This window comes from Winogradskyella thalassocola (assembly GCF_900099995.1).
In the GTDB taxonomy this organism is placed as follows: domain Bacteria; phylum Bacteroidota; class Bacteroidia; order Flavobacteriales; family Flavobacteriaceae; genus Winogradskyella; species Winogradskyella thalassocola.
Genome location: NZ_FNCZ01000003.1, coordinates 175,122 through 200,159 on the forward strand (window position 1 = coordinate 175,122; position 25,038 = coordinate 200,159).

Here is a 25,038-nt window from a genome sequence, read left to right on the forward strand (position 1 = left end):
TCCGATTTTAGATAAAAGGCTATTATAAAAGATTGATTTAAAAATTACACAGACTTATCAGGTGCAGGTAAACTCGCATGAAACTCTTTGCCAATACGTTCTGTATACTGATCTAACAATTCTAAAACACGTTCGCTAGAGTCAGAAACGACGATTAATCCGATGTGCCAAGCTTTATTCATACGCCAAACAATTTCTTTGTCTGTAAAACTAGAAGTGTCAGGGTGTTCAAATCGACTTAAAGACACCACGATGCCTGCATATTGATTGTTTATTTTAGGAAGTTTGTAGGTTTTCTTTCTAAGATTAGCAGCCTCAATTTTTGCCCATTCTCCCCAAAGATTCACACCAGAAGCAGCTTCTACCATTTCTGCTAAATTAGCTCCTCCAACACGAGATGATGTTTCTAGAAAGAACAATTCGCCTGTAGCTTTAGATTGAATAAACTCTGTATGAGACGCACCAAATTGCATACCGAAGGCTTTCATCACTGAAGCATTCATTTTTTGTAAGCCTTTTTCTTCTTTAGAACCAATTTTTGAACTTGCCGATCTAAAAATACCACCACCATGAGCGACTTCAAATGGTGTGTCTAAATATTTACTGACTCTGGCAAAGACCACTTTCCCATCAACATTTAATCCATCAACGTGATAAACATCTCCTGGCGCAAATTTCTCGACTAAATAATTATCACGTTCGTCACCTAAGTCGTTGATGACTTGCCTCAATTCATCTTTACACTGTATTTTTTTGATACCAGTTGCAGAGGCTTCCATTCTTGGTTTAATTAACCATGGTGGACTAACACGATCTGCATAGTCGTTAATAGAATCGTTATTAAATAAGTCTGTAAATTCTGGGACGTTAACTCCTTCTTCTAGAGCTTTCATACGCATGGCGAGCTTATCTCTAAAATAGTGTGCCGTAGTTCTGCCCATTCCTGGCATTCTAAAATGCTCTCGAAGTAGTGCTACTTTTTCAACATCAAAATCATCGAGTGCTACAAAACGATCAAATTTTATGGTTCTCGATTTATAAGCGATACCTTTTACCACGTCTTCATGATTCCACTTTTCAATATAGAAAGTGTCATCTATGGATTCCCATGGCCAAGGTTCTTTATCTAACTTCTTTTTAGTTAATAAATAGACATTATTACCTTCAGCTTTAACACTTTTTAGAAAATCTTCACCTTTAAAATAGGTAGAAATACAAAGGAAATTTAATGGTTGTTTGGACATGTTTTCTTAGTTAGAATCTCTATGGCTTCGCTTGTTATAGTAAAGCCACAGTTTGATTGGTTGATAATTATAATGAACAAACAATTTACGAAACTGATAATTATTTTGAAGCTTTTTTCTTAATAAATTCTGTAATTAATTGAATGCCATAACCTGAAGCACTTTTCATCTTTGCATAAGGCGAAGATCCAAATGATACTCCGGCAATATCTAAGTGCATCCAGTTTTTGTGGTCTTCAATAAACGACTCTAAAAATTGTGCTGCATTAGTCGCACCAGCTAAAGGTTTACCACTAAAATTCCTGATATCTGCGATATCGCTATGTAAGTCAGTTTTGTATTCTTCAAACATTGGTAATTGCCACACGCGTTCGTGAACTTTGTAACCAATGTCAGACATAGTGCTCGCCATATCTTGGTTATGCGTAAACATGCCTGCAGCTTCGTAACCTAAAGTTCTTACCACGCTTCCTGTTAAGGTTGCTAAATCAATTAAGTATTCTGGTTTAATGTTTTTAACAGCATAACTTAAGCCGTCTGCTAAAACCAATCGGCCTTCAGCATCTGTATCAATTATTTCAATGGTTTTACCAGAGTAGGAGTTAATCACGTCACCTGGTCTATAGCTTTCTGCATCAACAGCATTTTCTGCTGAACACACAATACCAACGATATTAATGTTTAGTTTCAATTTAGCCACCAATTCTACAACACCTAAAACTACAGCAGCTCCACCCATATCACTTTTCATGTAGTGAAGGTTGGTTGATGGTTTTATAGATAATCCACCAGAATCGAACGTAATACCTTTACCAACTAAAGCGATATCTACTTTTTTAGTTGTTTTTGGTGTATATTCTGTAATGATCACTACAGGTTTGTTTACACTTCCTTTTCCAACGGATAGAACAGCGTCAAAGCCTTGTTTTTTGAGTTCTTTATGCTTTAAAACGGTACATTTATAATCTGCTTTTTTTGCTGATTTTTCTGCCCAATCTCCTAGATATTCTGGAGTTTTAATATTTGGTGGAGCATCAACCAAGGCTTTTATTTTATTGATGGTTTCACCTGTATAGGTACCTTCTTCTAAAATGTTTTTAAGATTTTTAGATGCTGAAAATGACACTGTAGTGGTATTGGCTTTTTCTTTTTTAGATTTGAATTCACCAATTTCATATTGCGCCATTTCAATTCCAATGACTGCTTTCTTTGTTTCATCATCACTTAAATCTTCCGCATAAACTTGAATGGATTTATCCCAATGCTTCTGAGTTTCGAATGCTAATTTGTGAAATGTATTTTCTGTTTGAGCACTATATTTATCTTCCCCTAAACCAATGAGGTATATACGATTACCTACCTTACCGTAAAGTAATTGATACGTAGAAAAACTACCGTCGAAATCGGGATTTTCTACAGGTAAAAATTCTTTGATCGTATCTAGTTGGTCTTTTCTACAAGGTAGTATAAAGTCCTTTGTGGTATCTAATGCTTTTGTATGTTTATAAGTCATAATTATGAATTAAAATAGAGCCATTTTACGGCTTTTGGAAATTCCTCTCTCCAATGCGCTTCAGAATGATTTCCATGTTCATTTATAGAAAAACGGAAATCAATATGATACCCATTAATCATTTTTTCTTGAATAATACCTCCAAGTCTATGTGCATTTGGCAAATGCTCTGCACTTTCTTGTCCACCAGAATACAAATATATTTTTGATTTTTCTAATGGTTCAAAAGATTTAGTGCTTTTAAAAATTTTATTAGATAACCATAGGCTAGGTGAGAAAATCATCATTTTACCAAAAACACCAGGGTTTTTGAGGCCTGCATGTAAACTAATTAAGCCTCCCATGGAGCTACCTCCAATTCCTGTGTTTTCAAAATCGGTTAAGGTTCTATAATGGCTGTTGATGTATGGGATTAATTTTTCAATCATAAATTGAATATAAAAATTTCCTTTTCCTTCACCAAAACGTGGATGATAATAAGGTAAATATTCACTTATACGTTCTTCATTTCCATGATCGACAGCAATAATAATAAGATCACCAAGACCTTGTTCTGCGAGCTGTGCCATGGATTTATCTATAGCCCAATCACCAAAAGGCGCAGCAGGATTAAATAGATTTTGACCATCTTGTAAGTAGAGTACAGGATAGCGTTTTTCAGTTTCATAATAGTCATGCGGTAATAATGCCGAGATCTTACGCGTCGCATTAAGATGTGGTATTTCGTAGGCTTCTTCTAGTGTTTCTATTATAGGTTCGAACTCCGTCACTGTCATATAATTTAATTAAGGCATAACGAAAGTACTATTTTATGATATTAATTGCCATAAAAAGTTGAACAGATGTTAACAATGTTTAAAGGATAGGTTAATTAATATGCTAAATTTGAAATGAGATTAAAATGGTTTAAAACCTAACTTTAATTGTTGAATTGTAGGATTCTAATAATATAAACTATTTTAGCCTTGTCTTTCTTAATGAAAAGACAACCAAATCAATTGTATATGGCAACAAATCAAGAGCTTATTGACAAACTCATTGAGAAGTTAGAGCTGCTATTTAAAAAGCAAGCCGAGTTTTCTTCTGAAATTAATAGTTTAAAAGAGGAACTGTATCACTTAAAATCGGGTTCCGTTGAAGATAATACCGTTTCAACTTTTGAGGAAATTCAGCCAGATGAATCACCAGTAAAAGATTTAAAAGAGGTCGTAGAACTTATCACTGAAGCTAGCGAATCTGTTGATCATGAAACGCAGCCTATTTTAGAAACTGAATATCAAGCTGAAGAAAAAATTATAGCTGATAAAAAGCCAAAATCGAAATCGAGTATTGAAAAGTTTATTGGTGAAAATCTTTTAAATAAAATTGGAATTATCATTACTATAATTGGTGTGGCTATTGGTGCTAAATATTCCATTGAAAATGATTTAATAAGTCCATTAACACGGATTATCCTTGGTTATTTAACAGCTATTGGTTTATTAGGATTTGGTATTAAACTAAAAGAAACATATGAATCTTACAGTGCTGTTTTAGTTAGTGGTGCTATTGTGATTTTATATTTTATCACCTTTTTCGCCTATAGTTTTTACGATTTAATACCTCAAGTTTTTGCGTTTGCACTTATGGTGGTTTTTACCACATTTACCGTGGTTGCAGCTATCAGTTATAATAAGCAAGTGATTGCACATATTGGTTTAGTTGGTGCTTATGCCGTACCGTTTTTATTGAGTAATGGTTCTGGGCAAGTAGAGGTATTGTTTAGTTATATGGCTATAATTAATATTGGAATTTTAATTATTTCATTTAAAAAATATTGGAAATCACTTTACTATTCAGCGTTCATATTTACGTGGCTCATTTTTGCGTCCTGGTTCTTTTTTGAATACTATGAATACGAACAATTCAGTCTGGCTTTAAGTTTTTTAAGTATATTCTTCATTATATTTTATGTCACATTTTTAGCTTATAAAATGTTGAAAAAAGAGGTGTTTAAAACGAGTGATATTGTTTTATTACTACTTAATTCCTTTTTCTTTTACGGCTTTGGGTTTGCTATTCTAGATAACCACGAAACGGGTACACAACTGCTAGGATTGTTTACACTTGGCAATGCGGTTATTCATTTTATAGTTAGTGTACTTTTCTATAAAATGAAGTTGGGAGATAAAAACTTGTTTTACTTAGCTTCAGCTATGGTTTTAGTATTTATCACCATTACAATTCCGGTACAATTAGATGGTAATTGGGTGACCTTACTATGGGTGAGTGAAGCAGCGTTATTGTTCTGGTTAGGGAGAACAAAAGGCATTACGGTGTATGAGAAATTATCGTATCCGCTAATGCTTTTGGCCTTTATAAGTCTTCTTCAAGATTGGTCCTTTGCATATAGTGCTTATTATGGCTTAGAACTAGAGGATAAAATACCTTTTATTTTTAATATTCATTTTTTAACCTCGTTACTGTTCGTTTCGGCATTTGGATTTATTGTTTGGTTATATAGAAAAGAAGACTATCCGTCTGCACCACAACCGACTTCTATTTGGCACCGTTTATGGTCATATGGTATCCCAATAATTTTCGTGTTTACTGCTTATTACGCCTTTAGATTAGAAATTGAAATGTATTGGGATCAGTTATATCATACTACAAATTTATCCATCGCGACTCAAGACAATTATAAGGAGTCGATCTTTAATTATGACTTAAGAGACTTTAAAACCATTTGGGTTCTCAATTATTCTTTAATATGTGTAGCAGTGTTGTCGTTTATCAACTTCAAGTTTATAAAAAACACATTGCTAGAGAAAATCGCCCTAGGCTTAACAGTGGTCAGTATATTCGTTTTCTTAACGCAAGGTTTATTAGCCTTAAGTGACTTAAGAGAAAGTTATTTAAACCCTTCAGAATATTTTGCACAAAGCAGCTTTCATTTATGGATTCGTTATGTGTGTTTTGCCTTTTTAGCACTAGCATTATATACGTGTTATAAATTTATTAAGCGTGAAGGCATAGCCAAAGGCTATAAAATCGGTTACGATATTATACTTCATGTTTCCATAATCTGGGTATTGAGTAGCGAACTTATTCATTGGATGGATCTATCGGAATCTACGCAATCGTATAAACTTGGGTTGAGCATACTTTGGGGCGTGTATTCGTTCTTATTAATTGCTTTTGGTATCTGGAAAGACAAAGCGTATTTGCGAATTGGAGGTATGATTTTCTTTGGTATTACCTTAATAAAACTATTCTTTTATGATATTGTACACCTTAATACCATTTCAAAAACCATTGTATTTGTATCGCTAGGTGTGCTGCTTTTAATCATTTCATTTTTATACAACAAATACAAAAACCAAATTACGGATGAGGTTAACGACTAGGCTATTTATAGGTTTTCTTATGGGGTGTTTTGCCTTTTGCTCTGCACAAATAGAAAGCTATAATTATAAAAGAGCATTAAATGATGTGAGTACTGAGTGGCACAAGCTCACATTGCCAGATGCTGTCTTCGGAAAAGTGAATTCTGATTTGTCAGACTTTCGGATTTATGGCATAACAAAAAAGGATACCATTGAAGCTCCGTATTTATTGCAAGTGCTTTCTGAAAAAATCGTGAGTAAAACCATTTCATTTGATATCATCAATAAAACGAAAGGAGCCAATGGTTATTATTTTACGTTTCAGTTAAATTCTGAAGATATTATTAATCAGATTCATCTAAATTTTAAAGAGCAAAATTTTGATTGGCGAATCGAATTGCAAGGCAGCCAAAATCAACAAGAATGGTTTACAATTCTTGAAGATTATAGAATTATGTCTATTAAAAATGAAACGACCGATTTTAAATTTACCAAGCTAGATTTTCCGGATGCTAAATACCGTTTTTTTAGACTTTTAGTGAAACAAAAAGACCAGCTAGAACTACAATCAGCGCAGATTTTTAAATACGTAATTACTGAAGGAAGTTTTGTGAATCATGCTATTAAGACTATGGCAATCACAGATGATAAGAATCAAAAAGCGACCGTAATTAATTTAGACTTAGAACAATCGGTATCCATAAGTCAATTACAAATTGACGTTGCTAATACGTTTGATTATTACAGACCTTTAAAGATTGAATATAAAAGCGATAGTATAAAAACCGAAAAAGGGTGGAAATACAGTTATAGAACGATTAAAAATGCGATATTAAACTCGCTTGAAGCCAATCGTTTTAAAATTTCAAATACGATTGCGAAGGATCTAAAAATAACAATATACAATGGCGACAATCAGCCGCTAACCACAAAAGATATTTCTGTAAAAGGTTACGAGCATCAATTAGTGGGACGATTTACAGAACCAGCAAATTATATGTTGGTTTATGGCAATCCCGCAGCGAGAACACCAAATTACGACATTGCTAAGTTTGAAACTAAAATACCTAAAGCATTAAAAGCTTTAAAAATAGGAGCAGAGCAAGTTATCATAAAGCAAAAACAAGAAAAAGTAAAACCACTATTTGAAAACAGTTATTGGCTTTGGGCCATTATTCTTATTGTCATTTTAATCCTTGGAGGCTTTACATTGAAGATGTTGAAGAAGAGCTAGTCTTTTGTTATTCACTAACAATCTTCCCATCAACCATAGTCAACTTACGGTCTGCCATTTCAGCTAATTCGTGGTTGTGTGTTACGATGACAAAGGTCTGATTAAACTCATCTCTCAATTTAAAGAATAAATTATGAAGCTGATCTGCAGATTCGCTATCTAAATTCCCAGAAGGTTCATCGGCAAAAATGATATTCGGACTGTTGATTAATGCTCTAGCAACAGCTACACGTTGTTGCTCGCCACCAGACATGCTATTAGGTTTGTGATGAATGCGATCTTTTAAACCTAAATAATCTAACAATTCAATAGCGCGCTTTTCAGCATCAGCTTTTGATGTGTTATTAATAAACGCAGGAATACATACATTCTCTAAAGCAGAAAACTCAGGTAACAATTGATGAAACTGAAATATAAAACCAATGTTCTTATTTCTGAATTTTGCTAAATCTTTATCATTTAAAGTTTTAATAGATTGATCGTTTATAATCAGTTCTGTATCTGACTTATAATCGGGTTTATCTAAGGTGCCTAAAATTTGAAGCAGTGTCGTTTTACCGGCACCAGATGCGCCAACAATAGAAATGATTTCACCTTCTAAAATGATTAAGTCTACACCTTTTAAGACTTCGAGGTCTTTATAGGCTTTCTTAATTTGCTTTGCGGAAATAACGGTTTTACTCATACGATGTGAAAGTAATACTTAATGCCTAATTCTACAATACTAAGAATCAGATTTATTAGGATTGAATATAGATTTCATACCGTTAAAGTCAATAAAATACTGAAGTCGAATAGAAAAAGTATGTTGAACAGGTTGGTCAAATAAATTATTAATACTTTCTGAATAGTTGTACTCAGCTATTGCATCCTTGTTAAATAATTGATTTCTATATAAAGCCGTTAAAAAACTTCCGGGAGCAAATTGCCAAGAGTAGCTTAAATCGATATTCCAAGTGCTAAAATTAATATTGGGATCATTACTTATGTTATCTGTTGTATAACCAGAATCTGTAGTTAATCTACCAGAGTCTAATAACGTAAATAAATCATCATCATATTTTACCGTATCCCAATAGTGTCTAAAACTAAGGGCTAAAGATTTATAAGGATTAAATGCATAGTTAGCAGAAACACTATTGGTTACAATTTGTCTATTACGTTCGCCAAAAATCGATTGGTCATCTTCTTCTGTTGCATAACCGCGTCCACCATTAGTAAAATCATAGTAAAATTGATAAATCAGTAAAAGTTTGTCATTGAGCCTTACACGCGGTTCAACTTCAATATCATAATTAAATAAATCCCTGCCATCTTCAAACATTGATCCAGCATTTGCTCTAAAATCGAAAGCAAATTTCCGGTTGTAATTCGATGAAATCCAGCCACCAGTACTTACATAGTTTTCATATATAAATGGTCTACCATCTCGAGATTCAAAATAGTCGTTTTGTTTGCCGGGCTCAATATTTAGTCTAAAACCAAAACCATCTAATTTTGTTGTAGTAGCTTGGTATGTGGCTCCGAAGTTAGATTGAGAATACACGCTAGGTTCTACTAATCTATTGTAATTAAAAAAGGCATTAATGCGATAGTTATTTAAATTCCCGCTAGGCTCAAAGGTTTGATATGACATATCAGAACTAAAAGAGTTGTAGTTATTTCTCAATAGCAAACCTAAGTCATTGATATTAAATTCAGTGTCAGCGAAACTGTGTTCTATGCTGTAGCGTAAATTACCATGAATTTTAGCAAGCTTTAAATAGGTGCTAAAACCGGTTTCACTACTTGTGTTTTGGTAGTTTACATTGCTCATTCGTAAATCTGTTGCAACACTATAAGTATTTCGTTTATTAATAATATTCGCAACTAGTGCTGTAGCATTAGCATCTCTAAAATGACCTTCTCTAAGCACATTGGTATTAATTAAACTTACGGACGAATTACCATTAAATTGTTGATCTACAACTAAGATATTGTAATTAGCAAATGGTTCGACAACGGCATTCCGTTTTTCATTTGTAACTGTGTTTTTAATGGTAGCCGTTGTTTTTTCTGTAATCGCATTAAAGAAACCAATACCTAAGCCATTTTTAGTTCTACCTGAAACCTTTACCGCATTCAAAACTTTAACCTCATTAGGTGTGTTGACGTCTTCATTTTCATCAAGACTAAGTCTTCCGCTAGGTCTGTTTCCAATTCGTCTAGAAAAGAACAAGCCACCTTTAGAAAATAAATCGACACCTTCTGTAAAAAATTGACGTTGTTCAGTGAAGGTTTGTTCAAAAGGACCAAGGTTTAAAACAACATTGTCAAATCCGGCTTGACTAAAATCAGGAACCAATGTCGCATCTAAGGTAAAATTATCTGTGAGTCCGTACTTTACATCCATTCCGAATTTTAAATCTGTGTCTGTGTCTCCGTCATAGTTATTTACAATTCCTGTTGTAAAAGGATAGAGATTTAACCTAACGGGAGGTTTTACGTCTTTAAGACCTTTAACTTCGGCATGGTATAATCCGGAATAACCTTGGGTTGGATCAATTGGATTCCAAGTATATCGTGATCTAGATCGTCTAAGCTCTCTATGGAACTGCACTCCCCAAGTAGGTTCGTCTTGGTCTGCGAAACGCAACGTACGGTATGGGATTTTCATTTCTACAATCCAACCGTCGTCCACAATTTTTACAGCGCTGTCCCAAACGGCATTCCAACCAAAATCCTCGCCAATAGTTGGACTTTGAATAGCATCAGCTTGCTGACCAGAGCTAAAAACATAAAAAGCGGTGTCGTTTTGGGCGTCGTTATTGGGATTTAGTACTAATATAAAGTAATCTGTCTGACCAAAATTATCTCTATTGGTCAGTTGTTTCATTATTTTAGAAGGGTCGTCATAAAGATAAGCTGCAACATAAATGGCTTTATCATCGTACGTCATTTTTACTTCTGTACGTTCGTCGTGCGGAGCTTCTTTTCCAATTTCTGGTCTATTAGAAACAAAGCCTGTCGCACTTTCTGCATTTTCCCAAATCGCATCGTCTAAAATGCCATCTATTTTTGGCTCTAGTGTGGTACGTTGAATATTTAATGGTTTTTTGTTTTGAGCAATACTAGAAGTAGCAACGCCTAATACGGTAAGCAAAAGAATTAAAGAACGAGCGTTCATAAATGGTTTTAGTCGTTTAGAATAGGATATAGATGTTATTATTTGGCGGTTGTTACATCGATATTTACAAAATTAAGTTCTCACGCTGAGCAAAGTTCTTAATTAAACGTTAAAATAAAAGACATCACTTACCATTTATAGATTTAAATTTGAAGATGGCAGTCTATTTTATTTGGAATAATTATTGCTCTAAACACATTAGTAATTAAGACACTATATGAATAAATACAAAAAATTAGTAATTGGTCTGCTTTTAGACGCTTTAGGTTTAGTCTCGTTTATAATTCCCGGAATCGGTGAATTTTCGGATATCATTTGGGCGCCAATTTCGGGCTGGTTAATGACCAAATTATATGCAGGAAAAGCTGGTAAGGTCGCAGGAGTCATCACTTTAGTAGAGGAAGCGTTACCTGGCTTTGATGTGATACCAACATTTACTTTGATGTGGGTCTATACTTATGTTTTCAATAAGGATAAGGTTGAAACTAAAGCATAAAAAAAGCACTCAGAAGAGTGCTTTTTTTTAACTGTATTACAATTTTAGATTATTGAACTTCTATAGAAAATGTAACTTCTACATCTGTGCTACCACCAGCATTTATAGAGGTTCCATCGTTTGGTTTTGTAGGTTCGTGAATTAACTCTATTGTAAGAGACCCAGTTCCAGCACCACCAGTAACTAGTGTTGTTAGAATTCCTACTGGATTGCCATCTTCGTCTAAATCATCTTTACTAACAGTGATATCTGAAATTGTTGGAGTGTAGAAGAACTCATGGTCATCACCTTCGTCTTCAACTTCTAAAGTAATATTATCAGCAGGACTTTCTGTTTCATTTAATAATTGAATAACACCAGAATAAGTTGTGTTTGCTGTTAATGGACCAGACACATCAAAAGTTCCTTCTGCACCACCTTCACCGTCTAAATCTTGAAACTCTAAAATCACAACATCTGTTCCGTTGGTAAGTGTATATCGTACTGTCGTTATAAGTTCCTCTTCATGATCGTGATCGTCTCCATGATCGTCATCACTAGAACAGCCTACAAATGCTATACTAGAAACAAAAAGTAAGGCTAAGAATTTTATTGCTTTTATTGATTTGATATTTTTCATAATTTGAATTTATTGTATTAATAATTAATTTTTATTTTTAAGTTAATGTTTCTGCCCAATTCATCAGCAAAATACCGTTGTCTATTTAAATACTCATTATACTTGGTATTTAATAGATTTTCGACATTAAGTTCTAATTTTAACGATCCGGTTTTAAACGCTTTAAAACTAACGGAACTATTAAAACTAAATAATGAATACGCAGGTGGAGTAGAGCTAATGTCTACATAAACATCTTCTTGTAGTATTGGGTTAAATGTATAAAAGTTATAATCTGGAAATTCGTTTTGTTGTAATACAGTTTTGTGAGTTAAATTAATTGATAATTGATTTAACTCGTCATTATAATAGGATATACTATTAGTGAAATTTGTTGAAGGCATATGTATAAGTGGTATGTCTTCGGTAAGGTTTTCACCTTTTAAAAGACTTATACTGCCTTTATAATTAAATTTATCGGTTATTTTTTTATTGACATCAATATCAACACCGAAAATTTGTGCATTGATCTGATTATATTCCCAAACAGGAAACGCTCCTCTGATGGTTGTGGTGATACCAACAGGAATGAGTTGTATATAATCGTTAATATGCTTGAAATACGGACTGATTGAAAATCCAAAATTCTGATTATTTCTCTCTAAAGATGCCACAAACTTATTCGCGATTTCTTTATTGAGGGTTAACAAACCAGTTTCTATTCTCGCAGCACTATGATGTAAACCGTCGCTAAACAATTCTGATGGGTTAGGTACTCGCGTTGCCAAACCATAATTAACAAATAAAGATATGTCATTATTGAATTGCTTTGAATAGCCCACATTAGCAGAAATGTTATGGAATGTAAATTCTGGACGTGTTAATATTTTTGAATTCTCAACAGTATTGGTTTCAAACTGTGGAAATAATTCATCGTAATTATAGGTCTCTTCCCAATCCGTGAGGTTGTATAGTTTCTCAGCATTGATTCTTGTAAAATCATAACGTGCGCCAGCACTTAATTCAGAAGAATCATTTAAATCAAAATTTCCAATAGCATAAATACTAGCGTCATACTTTTCAAAATCAGGAATTAAAGGACTGACTCCAGTGCCCGAAATAGCATCATTTTGCTGGTAGCGTACTAATATGCCTGTATCTAGTTTAAGATTATCAATAGCATCAATATTCAAATTGGTCTGTAAAGAATTTGTAAACAACCTAAGGTCAATAACAGGTGTGTTTGCTAAATCACCACGTCTTAAATCATATTCTTTCCGTCTGTTAATTTGCATATCATACTGTACTGATAATTTTCCGAAATTCTTAAACCTTTTATAGGCTTCTATCTTTGCTAAATTATGTAAGATATTTTGTTTAGGATAATCTATATCGTATGAGAAATCTTCAATAACACGTGGTGTTCTACTATTAATTGCTGTCACTAAATCATTAACATTACCAATGTGTGATGCTTGTAAAATACCCAATTCATTACTTACAACGCTATAATAGGCATCAAAACCTTTTTCAAAACTTCTGTAGCCAATTCTGGCAGAAGCATTGATGTTTTTTAAGCCGCTATTAGTTAACTTATAATCGGGACCTTCAAAATCTCCGAATTGTTTGTAGCTTGTTTGAATTCTACCATAAAATCCAGATTTATAGGTTTTAATCAGTTCTGAATTTACATTTCCACCACGTCCATTTGAATTTAGCGATAACATAGTGCTACCAAATAAGCTATCTCGTGCAACATAGCGTTTAGGCTGTATAAGGATTAAGCCACCAATGGCATCACTACCATATTTTAAAGTGTTGGCTCCTTTAATCACTTCAACTTTGTTACTAGCATTAATATCAATATTTGGTGCATGCTCGTCTCCCCACTCTTGGTCAAACATACGCACGTTATTATTAATAATTAATAACCGACTACTATGCAAACCATGTATCATAGGTTTAACAATTGTATTTCCTGTATTTAACGACGACACACCACTTACCGAATTTAGAGCATCACCTAAAGATTTATCGGTGTATTTTTCTAAATCGGCTTTGTTTAGGGTTTGTTCTATACTGGTACCTTCTGTTTTTAAGTGAGAATTCACCACAACTTCATTAAGTTCCTCTAAATGATGTTCTAAAGAAATGATTTTAAAAACATCATTTTCAATAGAATATGAAACGGTTTTTGTTTCGCATCCAATATGAGAAATAGTTAAGGTTAAGGTACCAGAACAAAGGTTTTCAATTTTGAACTTACCATCTAAATCTGAAATTAAATACTTATCACTTTCTTTAATGTGAATAGTGGCAGATTCTATAGCTGTTCCATCATGAAAATCTTTGACTTCACCTAAAAAAATATAATTGCAGTTTTGGCTGTAGCTAAAGCTAGAAATAGCGATGAGCACACCAATAATTATTGATTTCATTCAAATAGATTTATGAGAGTATTAGAAAATTATAATTCTAACTCACCATAGGTGGACCTCTTACATATCTTTTTGAATACTGATAGTTATTAAAAGAACTATAATGTGAAGATAGCTGTTTAGTAGCTGTTTTTTCAGTAATTATCTCGTAGTTATTAAATACAAGAAATAAATTGTTGGTGAGCTTAAATTTATAAAAGTCACAATCTAAATCAGACTCATGAAAGTGAGTTTTAAGCTCATTGTCAGAATCACAAACTTCATGTGTATGGTGATTAAAAGCGTGTGTTAATTTTACAACAGAAGGTAACAACACAGAAAGCACTAGCATAATTGCTAATGTTTTAAATAGTGATGTTATTACTGTATTTATTTTCAATCTAAAAAGCGTTTTAATCCAAACCGACTAAGCATTTTCTTTTCAAATTCCCAGAAAAACTTGAATTGCCCAAAGAGCCATCCAAAAGTTACTAATAGAATTTGGTAGAAAACGAGCCCAATGATAATAAATAAAAACCAGTAGAGTATAGGATTTAAGTTTTCTTTAGTAATTCCTATTAACTTTATAATTGGCCTTCCAATAAATAAAGATGATGTACCTGTAAAGGCAAAAACCATAAATACACGGATCATTTCCCATTTATAATCGAGGATCCATTTCTTTTCAAGTTTCTTAAATATGAATAAGGTCAGTTTTAATAAAAAAAAGAAAACAAAAAGTGCAGCAACTATCGTTAAAGTCAATCCATAATTGTCCAAAAAAGCATTAGATATTTTAAAAGCTGAATATCCTAAAATAACTAAACCAAAAAAGGGAAATAACAACTGCCAATTGTGTTGAATTTCCCAATGTTTTTTAAATTTTTCCATAGCACTCTTTCAGTGCTGCAAATTTAATAAATTATGATGTCTTTCTATGCTAAATTCTAGGTGTAAAAGAAGATAAACGTTGGTTGTACGTTAATTGAAAATAGAGAAAGTAGTTGTATAATTTATAATTTACTTCGTAACCGTAGTCTGTACGTGTGTCATAATCAATTCTAACTTCATATAGATTAGGGTCATACGTCTGTGGTTGTAAATTTCTTTGGTTCCAAGCTTGCACTAAAATAGCATTTCTAGATTCTAACCATTGTTGAGAGTGATAGCCTTCTGGTCTTGCAGTGCTTAATAACCATGAATTAAATCCGGGTTCTATAATGATGATTTCATAATCGTTTTCATCGCTACTAATAGAAACGGTGTCGCTTAGCACTAAGCTGTGCTTATTGTCATTATCAATAACTGGATTGGTGTTGTAAGATTTACAACTAGCAATTAAAATTAGGATAATAATAAATGGGATAATCTTTTTCATAAGTATTAAAGGTATTAAAAAAATGTTAGTGTGATTAGATTTTTACTTCGATTTAACACCACAAAGTAACCGTAGATTTATCTTTATTACAATCTAAACTAAGTAAACTAACCTTCTGAATGCGCAACACCATCTATTTGTAAAGTTTAGTTTTTAGAACATAAAAAAGCAGCTCATTAAAAACGAACTGCTTTATAATTTTTATAAAATGGAATTTTATTTACCAAATAAACCACCTAAAAGACCACCAAGGCCTCCTTTGCTTTTGCTTCCTCCTAAAACCATACCAGCAACATCATCAATAACGCTTCCATCACCATCTGCATCTAATATTTTTTCTAAGAAACTCTGTTCGTTTTGTGTACTGCTTCCACCAAGTAAACCACCTAAAAGGCCACTAATGTCAGATTGAGAACTTACGTTGTTCTGACTAGCTTGTTTACCTAAAACTCCCATTAAAATCGGAGCTGCTACTTTCAAAATATTAGCTACTGAACCCGCATCTAAACCAGATTTCTGACCAATGACTTGTTCTACGCCTTGTTGTTTACTACCTAATACATGACTAAGAATTTTAGCTCCATCATTTTTTACATTATCATCAACACCACCTCCAAATAAACCACTAAGGTTGTCTAAAATGCTTCCGTCATGCTTGCTACTTAAAGCGCCCATAAGTCCTGCTGCACCTTCTGGGGTAGAAGCGTTACGTTCCATTGCTTTCATAAGTACTGGTAACGCCATTGTTAATACGCTACTTGTCTTATCTTGATCTGTTCCTGTAGAACCAGAAACACCACTAATGATGCTTTTTCCTAAGTCACTGTTTAATAAATCTAATATTCCTGCCATTTTTATTTAATTAAGGTTAATAGTTTGAATGTTTCAAGGTACAAAAAAAAGTCCCACAATAGTAGGACTCAATTTATTCGGTTTGGTCACATTTTATTTGTTAACCTAAAATAGTTATGATTTGCTCAGCTAACTCAGTACCAATTCGATCTTGTGCTTCATTCGTTGCAGCTCCTGTATGTGGAGTTAATGATAACGCAGGATTCATTAATAATTGAATTTCTGGTTGTGGTTCTTTTTCAAAAACATCTAGAGCAGCTCTAGAGACTTTTCCACTTTGAATAGCTTGAACTAATGCAATTTCGTTAACAACTCCACCACGTGCAGCATTAGCGATGATAACACCATCTTTCATTTGTTTGAATTCAGCTTCGTCAATTACATAGTCTTTCTGTGCTGGTACATGAAGTGTTAAAAAGTCTGCTTGTTTTAGAACCTCTTCTTTTGATATCGTTTCAATTTCAAAATTCAATTTCTGACCATCAAAGAACTCTAATTCTAAATTCGCTTTTTCTAAAAATGGATCAAAAGCAACAACTTTCATTCCTGCTCCAATAGCCACTTTCGCTGTCGCTTGACCAATACGTCCAAATCCTAAAACACCTAAAGTTTTACCTTTAAGCTCAGTGCCTTTAGCGTAAGCTTTCTTTAAATTTTTAAATTTAGAATCACCTTCTAATGGCATATCACGGTTAGAGTTATGTAAATAACGTGCTAAGCCATAAAAATGTCCAAATACTAATTCTGCAACTGAATGAGAAGATGCTGCAGGAGTATTAATTACGCTTAAGCCTTTGCTACGTGCATAGTCTACATCGATATTATCCATACCAACTCCACCACGACCTATAATTTTTAGGCTAGGGCAGTTGTCTATTAAATCTTTACGTACTGTCGTTGCGCTTCTAACTAATAAAACAGAAATGTCATTTTTGTTTATGTAGTTTTCTAATTGTTCTTGTGCAACTGTTGTTGTGATGACTTCGTAACCAGCTGCTTCTAATGCATTAATTCCACTTTGAGAAACTCCGTCGTTTGCTAATACTTTCATTTTCCTATCCCTAACTCTTTCTTGAAGAAAGAGAACTGATTCGGGTAATTTTATAGTTAATATTAAATTTTATTTTTTCTTGCTGAAAAACTCTTTTTTTATTGCATCTGAGTGAGCACTGAATACTGCTTTCTGAATACTAAAATTTAAGCCTTACTTTCTAACTCGCTCATCACTTCAACTAGTGCTTTTACACTATCTAAAGACAACGCGTTATACATAGATGCTCTGTAACCTCCAACACTTCTATGTCCATTAATGCCGTTAATACCAGCTTCTTTTACCATAGATTCAAACGTTTCCTTTAGATTTTCATTTTCTAAAGTGAAAGTGGCATTCATTATAGAACGATCTTCTTTAACTGAATAGCCTTTAAATAAAGGATTCAAATCAATCTCAGAATAGATTAATCTCGCTTTCTTTTCATTTTCCTCTTCAATAGCTTTGATACCACCTAAGTTTTTTAACCATTCTAAAGTTAACATAGAAACATAAACAGCAAATACAGGAGGTGTATTAAACATACTTCCTTTGCTAATATGTTCTTTGTAATTCATCATTGAAGGAATCTTACGCGATACTTTACCTAAAATATCTTCTTTTATAACCACTAAAGTTGTTCCTGCAGGACCCATATTTTTTTGAGCACCAGCATAGATTAAATCAAATTTTGAAAAATCTAACTGACGTGAAAAAATATCGCTACTCATATCACATACCATAGGAATCGGAGAGTTTGGAAAACTCTTCATCTGTGTTCCAAAAATGGTGTTGTTTGATGTACAGTGAAAATAATCGTAATCTTCAGGAATATCGTAACCTTTTGGTATATAGTTATAGTTAGCACTTTTAGAAGAGCCTATTTCGTAAATATCATCGTAGATTTTTGCTTCTTTAATCGCTTTATCTGCCCATGTACCTGTATTTAAATAGCCTGCTCTTTTTTCTAATAAGTTTAAAGCAACCATTAAGAATTGTGTGCTAGCCCCACCTTGAAGAAATAACGCCTTATAACCTTTACCCTCAAGTCCTAACAACTCTAAAGCTAAGGATCGTGCATTTTCCATAACATCAACAAAAGGTTTACTACGGTGCGAAATCTCTAAAAGCGAAAGCCCATCGTCAAAGTTTAAAACTGCTGCTGCTGCTTGCTCCATTACCGATTTTGGTAGTACACATGGACCTGCACTAAAATTGTGTTTTTTCATTTTATTCTGAATTTAATTCAAGATTTTAACAAATTAATCTTGAATCTATTATTTTTAAACAGATACAAAGGTGCTAATTAATTGCCTAAAAGATGTTATGAAAATGATAATTTTTAAGCTATATTTTTAGCAAGAAGTCAACAGTATCCACATTATCTGCATAATCCCAAAGTTGAGGATTTTGAGTTTCTCCAAAAGCAATTTCATTATTGCTAAATCCATTAGCAACTATACATTGTATTTTGTCTGAATCCGTTGCTAGTTTTTCTTGTAATTCTGAGATGTCAGTATATCTTTCATAAAACAATGTGGCAATAGGTGAAGCGTAACTGCCGTCTTCTTTTATCATAAGAAAACCATTTTCTAGCATATCAAATTCGCTCATTAAATAAACAGCTTTATTATAATCGTAGTTATTAGCGTATTTAGATTCATTTATAATAGGATGCCATTTGTAAACGGCATTAAAAAAGGCATCAAAATTATAATCCTTTGGGATAAAGAATTTTGATACATTTCTACAGCCTAAACCATAATATCTAAAAATATCATCAGATAACGCTTCTAGTTCTTTTTTCGTTTCGTTGCCAGTTAATATGGCAACGGAATTCCTGTTTTTTCTAATAATAGACGGTTTGTTTTTAAAGTAGTATTCAAAATATCGCGCTGTATTATCGCTTCCTGTAGCAATAACGGCGTCGAAGTTTTCTAATTTTTCTTCCGTGAATTTGATTTTTCCTTTAAAATCAGGTTCTACAACTTCTAAATATTTGGCTAAAAATGGAAGTAGATGCTTATCGTTAGATGACTGCTTAACTAATACATTATGTCCGGATATAAGTACACTTAAAAAGTCGTGAAAACCAACTAGCGGAATATTTCCTGCCATAATAATGGCAACCGTTTGTGGTTTTGCAGTGTTGAAGTTATACTTGCTTAGCCATTGTCTAACGTTTTTGTCGGTCAGTGCATTAGACCAATTGCTTATGGTGAATGTGATGTTTTGTTTTGTGAACCATCCATTATATTCTTGAGCAAGCTTTAGTTGGTGTTTGAAGCCATCAAAAAACAAATCATTAGCTTCTAAAGTCTCATTTTTAACGACTTCGTTTTCTTGAAATTGATTTAAAAAGGCACCTAATTTTACAAATGCGTTAATTCTTTGTTCTAAATCCATAATGGGTTTGGTTATGCGATGTTTTGGCTTTATTTTTGCAATTGCAAATTTAAGCAAAGCAAATGAGCAAGAAAAGGTTTGATTTTGATAATAAATTAAATTTTTCAGAATTAAGTGAGTCTCATTTTAAATGATCAATAAAAATAGAAATTACTATGGCAATTATAATCACAGACGAATGTATAAATTGTGGAGCATGTGAGCCAGAATGTCCAAATACTGCTATTTACGAAGGTGCTGATGATTGGCGCTATTCTGATGGTACAAGTTTAAAAGGTAAATTAGTTTTGCCTAATGGAAAAGAAGTAGATGCAGACGAAACGCAAGAACCTATAAGTGATGAAGTATATTATATTTCTCCAGATAAGTGTACGGAATGTGTTGGTTTTCATGAAGAGCCTCAATGCGCGGCGGTTTGCCCTGTAGATTGTTGTGTGCCAGATGAGGACCATGTGGAAACTGAGGACGTTTTATTAGGGAAACAGAAGTTTATGCATCCTGACGGTTAAGTCGTCAATCGACACTAAATTATAATTAAATCCTGAGCCTTTGACTTGGGATTTTTTTGTTTCAGAAATGGTTACATCAGCTTAAATCAAATTCTATAAAAAAATCTCATCGATAAAATACCACAATTCATATAGTGAATTAGCGCAAACGTCTATCGCTTTATATTAAGATAGGATATCGTTTCATCTTTGTAGTGTAAAATCAAATACACTCAAAAATGAAACATCTTTTTATCATCATAACACTGCTAGTCACACAGTTTATCTTTTCGCAAGAGACTAATTCTGAAACCTCAGAACTTTGGACTTTAGAAGCGTGTCTTCAATATGCCTTAGAAAACAATATTACTATAAAGGATGCGGCTTTAAATTACGACCAAGCCGTTGTAGATTACAGTAAAGCGAAATCATCTAGACTTCCAAACCTATACGGTACAGCATCTGAAACATTTTCTAACGGAAATTCTATTGACCCGATTACAAGCGATTATGTTACGGATCAAATATATAGTACCAACGTCAGTCTTAATAGTTCTATGACTTTGTTTCAAGGCAATCAGATTAATAATCAAATTGCTCAAAATGAGTTATTACTCAACCAAAGTGTATTTCTAGAGGAAGAAACGAAGAACAACATTATTCTAAGCATCTTAGAAAACTATTTACAAATTCTATATGCTAAAGAAGCTGTTACTATCGCTGAAAATAATGTCGCAGCATCAGAAAAGGAAGTTGAGCGTGCCAAAGCAAGGTTAGATGCAGGTACTATTGCCTTAAGTGATTACACCGAAGCACAGAGTCAAACGGCAACAAACAAATATGCTGTTATCACGGCTAAAAACAACTATCAACAATACATTATAGCCTTAAAACAATTATTAGAGTTAGATCCAACTCAAGATATAGAGATTGAAACTTTAAATACCGATACAGATTACATTATGCTAGAGCTAGATAAAGTGGCAATATATAATAAAGCACTTGGTATTCTACCTGAAGTTAGCGCGAGTAAAATTGGCGTAGAGGTAAGCGAAAAAGGTTTAGACATTGCTAAAGGCGCCTATTTACCAACCTTATCGTTAGTAAGTAGTTTGGGTTCTGGATTTACAAGTGTCAATGATAATAACTTCTCAGATCAGTTTAATGTGAATTTTAATCAACGACTAGCGTTGTCATTAAACATTCCGATTTTCAATAGAAATCAGACAAAAGCAGCAGTGCAATCGGCACAGATTAATATTGAAAAAGCACAAATAAATCAGCAACAAACCGAAAAGACGGTGTACAAAAAAGTGGAGACTGCGTATCAAAATGCAGTGTCAGCACAAGAGCAATTGGTCGCAGCAGAAGCATCGCAAACAGCGGCAGAACAATCTTATAATCTAGCGCAGAAAAAATATGAACTAGGCGGCTTAAGCACTACCGATTTAGTAATTAGTCAAAACACCTATACTAATGCACAACAAAACTATTTACAAGCGAAATACTTAAGCATTTTATACCATCAATTATTACAATTTTATCAAGGAAACGCAATTACACTTTAATCAACAAATAGAAACATCATGAAAAATAAAAAAAACATAATCATCATCATAGTTGCGGCAGTATTAGCTGTTGTAGGCTACACTTTTCTAAGTGGAGATGAAGCTATAGTAATAGAAGCAAAAACCATTACAGCTAAAAAAGCGAATGTCACTACAATGGTAACGGCTACTGGTACCATGGAGCCCATTACACAAGTAGAAGTTGGAACACAAGTTTCTGGTGTGGTAGAAAAAATATATGTAGACTATAACAGTGTGGTTACAGAAGGCCAGTTGATTGCAGAATTAGATAAAACGAATCTTAATGCTGCTAAAACCCAAGCACAGGCGGTGTATGACAATGCTGTAAGCCAAAGAAATTACACAAAAACCATTTACGACAGACAAAAAACATTGTTTGACAATCAAGTGATTAGTAAATCTGATTTTGATGATGCTGAATTCAATTATCATACTGCAGTAGGTACTGTAACACAACGCTATTCTGATTTACAACAAGCCAGAACCAATTTAGAGTATGCCAATATTTACTCACCAATTGATGGTGTAGTATTGTCGAGAGCGATTGATGAAGGACAAACCGTAGCAGCAAGTTTGAGCACGCCAACCTTATTTACCATTGCACAAGACTTAAAAGAAATGCAAGTGGAAGCGGATGTGGATGAAGCTGATATCGGACAGGTAACAGAAGGGCAACGTGTAGAATTTACTGTAGATGCTTATATCGGTGAAACCTTTGAAGGTGAAGTGACTCAAGTAAGATTAGATCCAACGGTTACTTCAAATGTAGTAACGTACACCGTTGTAATTAAAGCAGATAACCCTGACTTAAAACTAAAGCCAGGATTAACAGCGACCATCTCTATTTATACTTTAGAATTGAATGATGTATTAACAGCAGAAGCCAAAGCCATCAATTTTAAACCGGAAAGAGAAACGCTAAGCGCGTGTAACCTACAACATCAGTTAGAGGGCAATACGAGCGAACGGTCTAGAGAAGAAACTGCCCTTTGGGTATTGGGATCTGACGGTTCTATAACACAAAAAACAGTAACTCTTGGAGCTAGTGACGGCGTTAACGTACAAATTTTAAGCGGTATTTCTAAAGGAGATCAACTCGTTTATAGTTTAAAAGAAGTTGACAAATCAGAAGTGAGTACGGCAGCTAAAAGCGAAAGTCCTTTTATGCCACAACGCCCAGGAGGTAAGAAAAAATAAAGAATCATGAGTAAAGCAATCATAAAAATTGAAGATTTAAAACGTGAGTTTACCATGGGAACCGAAACGGTACATGCGTTAAAAGGTATTTCGTTTGATATTAAAGAAGGAGAATTTGTGACCATTATGGGATCGAGTGGTTCAGGTAAAAGTACCATGCTGAATATTTTAGGATGCTTGGATCAACCGACTTCTGGAACCTATGAAATTGATGGTGTACGTGTAAAAGACCTCAGCAGGAATGAATTAGCAACCATCAGAAACGAAAAGATTGGGTTTATTTTTCAATCTTATAATCTTTTAGCAAGAACATCGGCTATTGAAAATGTAGAATTACCATTACTATACAATAGTAAGGTATCTACAGAAGAACGCAGAAAACGTGCTATTGAAGCCTTAGAGAAAGTAGGTTTAGGTGAACGTTTGCATCATACACCGTCACAGCTTTCTGGTGGACAACAACAGCGTGTAGCCATTGCGAGATCTTTAGTGAATAATCCCGTAATGATATTAGCCGATGAAGCCACAGGAAACTTAGATACACGTACCTCGTACGAGATTATGTCCTTATTTCAAGAATTAAATAAGCAAGGTATTACCATTACATTCGTAACACACGAGCCTGATATTGCCACCTTTAGCAGCAGAACCATTGTATTAAAAGATGGACAAGTCATGCAAGATTATAACAATCATAATGTACAATCTGCAGCAAACGAATTAGCCAAATTACCTAAACAAGATGATTAATTATAAAATGCCATATCAAAATTCTAATATGAATTTATATGTAATTGTGGCATTCCATTTTGACCTTAAAAAAACAATAAATATAAACAGATGAGACTATTAAATTTATTTAAAATCGCAACAAAAGCCATCATTCTTAACAAAACAAGAACGTTGTTGACGATGCTTGGAATTATTATAGGTGTAGCATCTGTTATCGCTATGTTAGCCATTGGAGAAGGATCAAAGGAAAGTATTCGTACTTCCATTTCTGCAATGGGTTCTAATATGATAACTATAAAAGCGGGAGCTGATACCAGAGGTGGTGTACGACAAGAAGCTAGCGTTATGGAATCGCTAACATTAAGTGACTATGAAGCGATTAAAGCACAATCGACTTTAATAAGTTATAGTTCTCCTGTGGTAGAAGGTAGAGGTCAGGTTATAAACGGTTCTAGTAACTGGCCATCATCAATTTATGGTGTTAATCCTGAATATTTAAACATTAAAGTCGTCGGTTTACAGAGTGGAAGCATGTTTACAGATGCAGAAGTTCAAACCGCTTCAAAAGTAGCTGTAATTGGTCAAACCGTTGTAGAAAATGTGTTTCCTGATGGTGAAGAACCGGTCGGACAAATGATTCGTTTTAATAATATTCCGTTTAAAGTGATTGGTGTTTTAGAAGAAAAAGGTGAAAACACTTTTGGTCAAGATCAGGATGATGTGGTTATTGCACCATATACAACGGTACAAAAACGTATTTTGGCTATCGATCATTTAAATCAAATTATGGCTTCTGCGATCAGCGAAGAAAAAGCGCCAGAAGCCGTTTTAGAAGTTTCTAATATTTTGCGTGTGCAACATAAATTAACGGATAGTAATGACGATGATTTTACGGTGCGTTCAATGGAGGAATTAATTTCAACATTTAGTTCTACCAGCGAAATGCTAACGATATTACTAGTGGCAGTCGCAAGTATTTCCTTATTAATTGGTGGTATTGGTATTATGAATATCATGTATGTTTCTGTAAAAGAACGAACTAAAGAGATTGGTTTACGTATGGCAGTAGGAGGTAAGGGATCCGATATTTTAATGCAGTTTTTAATCGAAGCCATCCTAATTAGTATCACAGGTGGTGTCTTGGGTGTATTATTAGGACTCGGAGCAACGGTGTTCATCGAAAAATTCTTAAATTGGCCTACAAGCGTGGCATTGTATTCCATTGTAATTTCATTTGCTGTATGTGCAGTAACTGGTATATTTTTCGGATGGTATCCTGCAAGAAAAGCATCAGCTTTAGACCCAATCACAGCTTTGCGTTACGAATAATAGA

The 25,038-nt window shown here is 33.8% G+C and carries 22 protein-coding genes; 8 read left to right on the forward strand and 14 right to left on the reverse strand.

The window, feature by feature from the left end; all coding sequences use genetic code 11:
* Positions 1-44: 44 nt before the first annotated feature.
* The 3 genes from BLT80_RS09975 to BLT80_RS09985 all read right to left on the reverse strand — a co-directional run bounded on the left by BLT80_RS09975 (position 45) and on the right by BLT80_RS09985 (position 3,527).
* Complete coding sequence (locus BLT80_RS09975) at positions 45-1,244, reverse strand: ATP-grasp domain-containing protein (RefSeq protein WP_092467492.1); 1,200 nt, start codon at positions 1,242-1,244, stop codon at positions 45-47.
* A 100-nt stretch (positions 1,245-1,344) separates the two neighbouring features.
* Positions 1,345-2,757, reverse strand: a complete 1,413-nt coding sequence (locus tag BLT80_RS09980) for a leucyl aminopeptidase family protein (RefSeq protein WP_092467494.1) — start codon at positions 2,755-2,757, stop codon at positions 1,345-1,347.
* A gap of 2 nt (positions 2,758-2,759) precedes the next feature.
* Entirely contained in the window at positions 2,760-3,527 is a 768-nt protein-coding gene (locus tag BLT80_RS09985) for an alpha/beta hydrolase (RefSeq protein ID WP_175455585.1), read from the reverse strand.
* Between the two features lie 207 nt (positions 3,528-3,734).
* Here BLT80_RS09985 and BLT80_RS09990 point away from each other — a divergent pair, with 207 nt between their 5' ends.
* Both BLT80_RS09990 and BLT80_RS09995 read left to right on the forward strand, forming a co-directional pair.
* Positions 3,735-6,143 carry a DUF2339 domain-containing protein gene (locus BLT80_RS09990; protein WP_245710212.1) on the forward strand — a complete coding sequence of 803 codons (2,409 nt, stop codon included), beginning with the start codon at positions 3,735-3,737 and terminating at the stop codon, positions 6,141-6,143.
* Between the two features lie 19 nt (positions 6,144-6,162).
* Complete coding sequence (locus BLT80_RS09995; protein WP_092467498.1) at positions 6,163-7,356, forward strand: DUF3999 family protein; 1,194 nt, start codon at positions 6,163-6,165, stop codon at positions 7,354-7,356.
* 7 nt (positions 7,357-7,363) lie between these two features.
* On the opposite strand, the gene BLT80_RS10000 is transcribed toward BLT80_RS09995, so the two are convergent.
* Positions 7,364-8,041: an ABC transporter ATP-binding protein gene (locus BLT80_RS10000; RefSeq protein ID WP_092467500.1), complete on the reverse strand. Its 678-nt coding sequence runs from the start codon at positions 8,039-8,041 to the stop codon at positions 7,364-7,366.
* A 39-nt stretch (positions 8,042-8,080) separates the two neighbouring features.
* Positions 8,081-10,522, reverse strand: coding sequence for a DUF5916 domain-containing protein (locus tag BLT80_RS10005; RefSeq protein ID WP_092467502.1), 2,442 nt, complete (start codon positions 10,520-10,522; stop codon positions 8,081-8,083).
* 217 nt (positions 10,523-10,739) lie between these two features.
* On the opposite strand from BLT80_RS10005, the gene BLT80_RS10010 reads away from it, so the two are divergent.
* Complete coding sequence (locus BLT80_RS10010; protein ID WP_092467504.1) at positions 10,740-11,018, forward strand: hypothetical protein; 279 nt, start codon at positions 10,740-10,742, stop codon at positions 11,016-11,018.
* 49 nt (positions 11,019-11,067) lie between these two features.
* Here the strand turns inward: BLT80_RS10010 and BLT80_RS10015 are convergent, their stop codons facing one another.
* The 9 genes from BLT80_RS10015 to BLT80_RS10055 form a co-directional block, all read right to left on the reverse strand.
* A complete protein-coding gene (locus tag BLT80_RS10015; RefSeq protein ID WP_092467506.1) occupies positions 11,068-11,637 on the reverse strand; it encodes a type 1 periplasmic binding fold superfamily protein in 570 nt (189 codons plus the stop codon).
* A gap of 17 nt (positions 11,638-11,654) precedes the next feature.
* Positions 11,655-14,054 carry a TonB-dependent receptor gene (locus BLT80_RS10020; protein WP_092467508.1) on the reverse strand — a complete coding sequence of 800 codons (2,400 nt, stop codon included), beginning with the start codon at positions 14,052-14,054 and terminating at the stop codon, positions 11,655-11,657.
* 37 nt (positions 14,055-14,091) lie between these two features.
* Complete coding sequence (locus BLT80_RS10025) at positions 14,092-14,433, reverse strand: hypothetical protein (RefSeq protein WP_092467510.1); 342 nt, start codon at positions 14,431-14,433, stop codon at positions 14,092-14,094.
* Positions 14,430-14,924, reverse strand: coding sequence for a DUF6787 family protein (locus tag BLT80_RS10030; protein ID WP_092467512.1), 495 nt, complete (start codon positions 14,922-14,924; stop codon positions 14,430-14,432). The genes BLT80_RS10025 and BLT80_RS10030 overlap by 4 nt, the downstream gene beginning before the upstream one ends.
* Positions 14,925-14,973: 49 nt before the next feature.
* A complete protein-coding gene (locus tag BLT80_RS10035; protein ID WP_092467514.1) occupies positions 14,974-15,411 on the reverse strand; it encodes a DUF6146 family protein in 438 nt (145 codons plus the stop codon).
* Positions 15,412-15,627: 216 nt separating this feature from the next.
* Positions 15,628-16,263, reverse strand: coding sequence for a DUF937 domain-containing protein (locus BLT80_RS10040; RefSeq protein ID WP_092467516.1), 636 nt, complete (start codon positions 16,261-16,263; stop codon positions 15,628-15,630).
* Positions 16,264-16,363: 100 nt separating this feature from the next.
* On the reverse strand, positions 16,364-17,314 hold the full coding sequence (locus tag BLT80_RS10045) for a D-2-hydroxyacid dehydrogenase (RefSeq protein ID WP_092467518.1): 951 nt from the start codon (positions 17,312-17,314) through the stop codon (positions 16,364-16,366).
* Positions 17,315-17,460: 146 nt separating this feature from the next.
* On the reverse strand, positions 17,461-18,522 hold the full coding sequence (gene serC, locus BLT80_RS10050) for a 3-phosphoserine/phosphohydroxythreonine transaminase (protein WP_092467520.1): 1,062 nt from the start codon (positions 18,520-18,522) through the stop codon (positions 17,461-17,463).
* Positions 18,523-18,640: 118 nt separating this feature from the next.
* The gene (locus BLT80_RS10055; protein WP_092467522.1) at positions 18,641-19,699 is read right to left on the reverse strand and encodes an acyl-CoA reductase; all 1,059 of its coding nucleotides are present in this window, start codon (positions 19,697-19,699) and stop codon (positions 18,641-18,643) included.
* Positions 19,700-19,854: 155 nt separating this feature from the next.
* Between BLT80_RS10055 and BLT80_RS10060 the strand changes: the two genes are divergently transcribed.
* The 5 genes from BLT80_RS10060 (at position 19,855) to BLT80_RS10080 (ending at position 25,034) form a co-directional block, all read left to right on the forward strand.
* Positions 19,855-20,208: a 4Fe-4S dicluster domain-containing protein gene (locus tag BLT80_RS10060; protein WP_092467524.1), complete on the forward strand. Its 354-nt coding sequence runs from the start codon at positions 19,855-19,857 to the stop codon at positions 20,206-20,208.
* Between the two features lie 218 nt (positions 20,209-20,426).
* Positions 20,427-21,755, forward strand: a complete 1,329-nt coding sequence (locus tag BLT80_RS10065; protein ID WP_092467526.1) for a TolC family protein — start codon at positions 20,427-20,429, stop codon at positions 21,753-21,755.
* A 15-nt stretch (positions 21,756-21,770) separates the two neighbouring features.
* Positions 21,771-22,973: an efflux RND transporter periplasmic adaptor subunit gene (locus tag BLT80_RS10070; protein WP_092467528.1), complete on the forward strand. Its 1,203-nt coding sequence runs from the start codon at positions 21,771-21,773 to the stop codon at positions 22,971-22,973.
* Positions 22,974-22,979: 6 nt separating this feature from the next.
* On the forward strand, positions 22,980-23,723 hold the full coding sequence (locus tag BLT80_RS10075; protein WP_092467530.1) for an ABC transporter ATP-binding protein: 744 nt from the start codon (positions 22,980-22,982) through the stop codon (positions 23,721-23,723).
* Between the two features lie 90 nt (positions 23,724-23,813).
* Positions 23,814-25,034, forward strand: a complete 1,221-nt coding sequence (locus BLT80_RS10080) for an ABC transporter permease (protein WP_092467532.1) — start codon at positions 23,814-23,816, stop codon at positions 25,032-25,034.
* Positions 25,035-25,038 lie beyond the last annotated feature (4 nt).

Excerpts from the sequence above, each read along its gene's own strand:
- BLT80_RS09975 (WP_092467492.1), bottom strand. The coding sequence starts at position 1,244 with ATGTCCAAACAACCATTAAATTTCCTTTGTATTTCTACCTATTTTAAA.
- BLT80_RS09980 (WP_092467494.1), bottom strand. The coding sequence starts at position 2,757 with ATGACTTATAAACATACAAAAGCATTAGATACCACAAAGGACTTTATA.
- BLT80_RS09990 (WP_245710212.1), top strand. The coding sequence starts at position 3,735 with ATGAAAAGACAACCAAATCAATTGTATATGGCAACAAATCAAGAGCTT.
- BLT80_RS09995 (WP_092467498.1), top strand. The coding sequence starts at position 6,163 with ATGGGGTGTTTTGCCTTTTGCTCTGCACAAATAGAAAGCTATAATTAT.
- BLT80_RS10000 (WP_092467500.1), bottom strand. The coding sequence starts at position 8,041 with ATGAGTAAAACCGTTATTTCCGCAAAGCAAATTAAGAAAGCCTATAAA.
- BLT80_RS10005 (WP_092467502.1), bottom strand. The coding sequence starts at position 10,522 with ATGAACGCTCGTTCTTTAATTCTTTTGCTTACCGTATTAGGCGTTGCT.
- BLT80_RS10010 (WP_092467504.1), top strand. The coding sequence starts at position 10,740 with ATGAATAAATACAAAAAATTAGTAATTGGTCTGCTTTTAGACGCTTTA.
- BLT80_RS10015 (WP_092467506.1), bottom strand. The coding sequence starts at position 11,637 with ATGAAAAATATCAAATCAATAAAAGCAATAAAATTCTTAGCCTTACTT.
- BLT80_RS10020 (WP_092467508.1), bottom strand. The coding sequence starts at position 14,054 with ATGAAATCAATAATTATTGGTGTGCTCATCGCTATTTCTAGCTTTAGC.
- BLT80_RS10030 (WP_092467512.1), bottom strand. The coding sequence starts at position 14,924 with ATGGAAAAATTTAAAAAACATTGGGAAATTCAACACAATTGGCAGTTG.
- BLT80_RS10035 (WP_092467514.1), bottom strand. The coding sequence starts at position 15,411 with ATGAAAAAGATTATCCCATTTATTATTATCCTAATTTTAATTGCTAGT.
- BLT80_RS10040 (WP_092467516.1), bottom strand. The coding sequence starts at position 16,263 with ATGGCAGGAATATTAGATTTATTAAACAGTGACTTAGGAAAAAGCATC.
- BLT80_RS10045 (WP_092467518.1), bottom strand. The coding sequence starts at position 17,314 with ATGAAAGTATTAGCAAACGACGGAGTTTCTCAAAGTGGAATTAATGCA.
- serC (WP_092467520.1), bottom strand. The coding sequence starts at position 18,522 with ATGAAAAAACACAATTTTAGTGCAGGTCCATGTGTACTACCAAAATCG.
- BLT80_RS10055 (WP_092467522.1), bottom strand. The coding sequence starts at position 19,699 with ATGGATTTAGAACAAAGAATTAACGCATTTGTAAAATTAGGTGCCTTT.
- BLT80_RS10060 (WP_092467524.1), top strand. The coding sequence starts at position 19,855 with ATGGCAATTATAATCACAGACGAATGTATAAATTGTGGAGCATGTGAG.
- BLT80_RS10065 (WP_092467526.1), top strand. The coding sequence starts at position 20,427 with ATGAAACATCTTTTTATCATCATAACACTGCTAGTCACACAGTTTATC.
- BLT80_RS10075 (WP_092467530.1), top strand. The coding sequence starts at position 22,980 with ATGAGTAAAGCAATCATAAAAATTGAAGATTTAAAACGTGAGTTTACC.
- BLT80_RS10080 (WP_092467532.1), top strand. The coding sequence starts at position 23,814 with ATGAGACTATTAAATTTATTTAAAATCGCAACAAAAGCCATCATTCTT.